This is a genomic window from Pseudotabrizicola sp. (genome assembly GCF_030684215.1).
Lineage (GTDB): Bacteria > Pseudomonadota > Alphaproteobacteria > Rhodobacterales > Rhodobacteraceae > Pseudotabrizicola.
This window is the reverse complement of record NZ_JAUXOV010000014.1, coordinates 1-3,512: the sequence shown is the minus strand read 5'-3', so window position 1 is coordinate 3,512 and position 3,512 is coordinate 1. Positions and strand designations below refer to the sequence as shown.

The 3,512-nt window shown below is 61.6% G+C and carries 3 protein-coding genes; all 3 read right to left on the bottom strand.

Going from position 1 to position 3,512, the window contains the following annotated elements:
- Positions 1-146: 146 nt before the first annotated feature.
- The 3 genes from Q8K08_RS01310 to Q8K08_RS01300 are packed head-to-tail and all read right to left on the bottom strand — an operon-like array spanning position 147 to position 3,326.
- Positions 147-1,142, bottom strand: coding sequence for a tyrosine-type recombinase/integrase (locus tag Q8K08_RS01310; protein WP_304804227.1), 996 nt, complete (start codon positions 1,140-1,142; stop codon positions 147-149).
- Positions 1,129-2,085: a tyrosine-type recombinase/integrase gene (locus Q8K08_RS01305; protein ID WP_304804225.1), complete on the bottom strand. Its 957-nt coding sequence runs from the start codon at positions 2,083-2,085 to the stop codon at positions 1,129-1,131. Before Q8K08_RS01305 ends, Q8K08_RS01310 begins: the two co-directional genes overlap by 14 nt.
- A complete protein-coding gene (locus tag Q8K08_RS01300; protein WP_304804223.1) occupies positions 2,082-3,326 on the bottom strand; it encodes a site-specific integrase in 1,245 nt (414 codons plus the stop codon). The genes Q8K08_RS01305 and Q8K08_RS01300 overlap by 4 nt, the downstream gene beginning before the upstream one ends.
- Positions 3,327-3,512 lie beyond the last annotated feature (186 nt).

The following is a 3,512-nucleotide window of genomic DNA, read 5'->3' as shown; positions in this document are numbered from 1 at the left end:
GGTGGCGACTTCAACGACGACCTGCAGGCCACCGGCCTCGACGATCTGCGCGCCGCTCTCCGACCCCAACTCGATGCTGAAGATGCACGCAGGTTCGGGGAGAAGTGAACAGGCAGGAGGATCGCAAGGGCGGCTGCGCGCGGTCGCTATAGCGATTTCAGGAACGCCATCACGTCTTTGTCCTCCTTCCAAGAGCGTCCTGGCCTCGATTGGCCAACCTCGCAGAGCGCAACGGCGTTTGCTTTCAGCGTCAGGTCAATCTCGGCATAGATGTTGGTCGTGCTGATCGACACATGTCCCAGCCAGGCACGTATGGTGTTGATGTCCACACCAGCAAGAACCAGATGACAGGCCGTCGTATGTCGGATCACGTGCGGCGTGACCGTTCGGCCCGCGAGTCCTGGAACTTGCGCAGCGCAGCGCTCGATCAGGCGATAGACCCCGAAGCGCGTATACCCTGTCCCCAGCCGGCTGACAAAAACAGGTGCGTCCCCCTCGCGACCGCGGATTTCGCGCGCAAGGACTTGCTCGGTTTCCGGCCACAAAGGGCACTGGCGCGTCTTGCCCCCCTTTCCATGAAGGGTCGCAAGATCATGGCCGCCTCTCCGGGCGGCAAACGACAGATCCTGCACCTTCAGCTGCGTTGCCTCGGACACGCGCGCGCCTGTGTTATAGAGGAAGAGCAGGAGGGCGTATTCGTGCTGTCCCCGGTCCGTCTTTCTGTCAGGCACCGCGAGCATCGCCTCCATTTCCGGCCGCGTCAGCCAGCCAACCGATGGCTGCATGGATTTTTTCGAAGATATGGCGCGGATATGCCCACACCACTCGACATGCGCCGGGTCCCTGCTGCCGACAAAGCGAGCAAAGGCCTTTATGCCGGCAAGCCGCTGATTGCGGGTCCGGACGGAACATCTGCGGTCGTCTTCGACATGGGCGAGGAACTTCAGAACCAGCGATGAAGCCAGATCGCGCACCGTCAATCGGTCGACGGGCTTCCGCAGCTTGTGGCTTGCAAATGGCAGGAGCAGTCGGAAGGTGTCACGATAGCTGGATCGGGTGTTTCGGGCCAGGTTTCGCTCGGTGACGATGTATTCGATCAGGAAGCGCCGAAGCCAAGGACCAAGGAGTTCACGCTCGGGCATTCTCACCTCCATGGACAAAACGCGCGAATCGCATCGACGCTTGGTTCAAAAGACCTGGGGTCATCGTCAGGTAGATCTTCGTGCCTTCAAGATCGGAATGCCCGAGATAGGTGGACAGCACGGGCAGCAGTCGTTGCACATCTGCCCCTTCTCGATACCAGTCGGTCAGCCTGTGAACCGCAAAGCTGTGCCGGAGATCGTGCATGCGTGGCGCCGATCGACCTCCAGCGCTGCCTTGCACGTCCGCGGTGCGGCGGAGCCGATCGAACGCAGTCTGAACGGTGCTGCTTGCCAGCCGGGTCCCGTCCCTGTTCGACAGCAGGTATGCGGCACCATCCGGGGCAAACCGCTGTCCCGGTGGCTGCGACAGGTGGTTGGCCAGCATCGTCGCAAGCGGCAATCCGGCGGGCACCAGCCTGCTCTTGTGGAACTTGGTGTCCCGGATTGTCAGGACGGAAGCCTTCAGGTCGACATCATCACGCAGGAGCCCGGTGGCCTCGCTGAACCGAAGCCCCGCGCCATAGAGCAGCAATAGCAGCGTGCGGAACGTATTCAGGTCGAGTTGCTTGGCGCCTACAAGCGCAATCTCGATGTTTCGTGGATCGAAAAGACGCTGCAATTGCGTGCGACAGTAGATGTGCGGTGGCGCGAGCAAGGGCGGCCGCCGTTCTCTTACGGGAAGCGGCGACGAACTGGCATAGTCACGGCTGATCGCAAATCTCCAGAAGCCCGCGAGCGCATAAGCCTTGTTGTCGCGGTGCCGGGTTCCCCGGCCTTGACCAATGAGGAAGGCGAGCACCTGAGCCCTCGATATCTCGTCGCAATCGGTCTCTGGGCCGACGTGGTGCATAAACTGCCGCAAGAGGTTCCGAGTGGTTGTGAACTTTGCACCATGCGCCTGCCGCCAAGCGACGTAGTGGTCAATCGCGTCGCCCAGCTTCATAGCAGCGCCTCCAGATTGAGGGCGGCCACCTCACGCAGCGCTGCCAGGTCGACCTTGGCATAAATCGCCGTCGAAGACGGATCACGATGACCGAGGAAGTCTCCGATGACTTTCATCGACACGCCTCTATCCAGGAGGTGTTGGGCGGCGGCATGCCGGAGCGCATGTGGGCCTCGCCGCCCTGTCACGACGCCGACGCCCGCAAGGCGGTCGCGGACGATCTTGCCCAATGCCTTGCGATCCAAGGGACGGACTGGCGCGCGGGAGGTGAAGAAGACAGCACGCCCGTAACCTGTTGGCCGCCCATGCTGGAGGTAGTCCAGGATCGCTTGCCCAACTTCCTGCGATAGCGGCCAGAGATGGGTCCGGCCCGGCTTCGGACAACGAACCCGAAGCATCTCGGCATCCCAGTCGAAGTCATCGAGGCGCAGGCCCGCCACCTCGGCGACACGCAAGCCGTAGGATGTGAACAGCATGAGGATAGCCCGATCGCGCAGATCGACCGTGCGCTCCCCGCTGACCGAAGCCAAAAGGCGCTCGACGTCGTTGCGTTCGATTCCCTTCGGCAAAACCTCGTCGGCCCTGTATCCCGGCGCGACGATGCCTGCGGCCAAGCCCGGGCGACACCATTGGCGCTTTTCGGCAAAGGCGATGAATGATCTCAAGCGCTGCGCGAAGTCATGGAGCGTTCTACGGCTCCAGACGCCGCGGCGATGTTCATCACCGATGATGGAGTCGATGTCAGCCATCACCAGCGAGGCAATCGCGATGCCGCTGCCCTTAATCGTGGTCAGGAAGTGGTCGGCCGCGCCACAATAGCCATGGACCGTCTCGGTCGACAGGCCGCGCTCTTTCCGCAACCAGTTTTCGTAAACGCTGAGTTCGATGCCATACGGGTGCGGCACCTCATCAATCTCGATCCAGCCGAGATGGTGCAAAAGGTCGATGCAATGACTGATGAAGCGCTGCTTGGCCTTGCTAGCCGCCTCTCGATCACATCTGCGCCCCTTGGGATTGGACCAGAGCTTGGCAACCGTTTCTACGTCATGCTGGCTGATTGTATCGCCGTCGCGGATGTGCAGAAGCCGCACAAGGTTGAGATGGGCATTCGCGTACTTTCGCAGGGTGGCGCGCCGTGACCCGCATTCCTTCAATTTCACAAGGTATCCGGCCCTTTGATCGGCAAGCGGCGCGTTGCGGTGCCTGGCCGCAGTCGGTGGAAAGAAGATTTCTTCGAACATGGATGTGTCTCCGTTTCTGTGGAAACACAGGGTTCGCACGTTCCGGCGCGCAGCCGCCCTTGCGATCCTCCTGCCTGTTCACTTCTCCCCGAACCTGCGTGCATCTTCAGCATCGAGTTGGGGTCGGAGAGCGGCGCGCAGATCGTCGAGGCCGGTGGCCTGCAGGTCGTCGTTGAAGTCGCCACC

What these genes read in the sequence shown, in the direction of transcription:
- Q8K08_RS01300 (WP_304804223.1), bottom strand. Translation starts at nt 3,326, where the DNA reads ATGTTCGAAGAAATCTTCTTTCCACCGACTGCGGCCAGGCACCGCAAC.
- Q8K08_RS01310 (WP_304804227.1), bottom strand. Translation starts at nt 1,142, where the DNA reads ATGCCCGAGCGTGAACTCCTTGGTCCTTGGCTTCGGCGCTTCCTGATC.
- Q8K08_RS01305 (WP_304804225.1), bottom strand. Translation starts at nt 2,085, where the DNA reads ATGAAGCTGGGCGACGCGATTGACCACTACGTCGCTTGGCGGCAGGCG.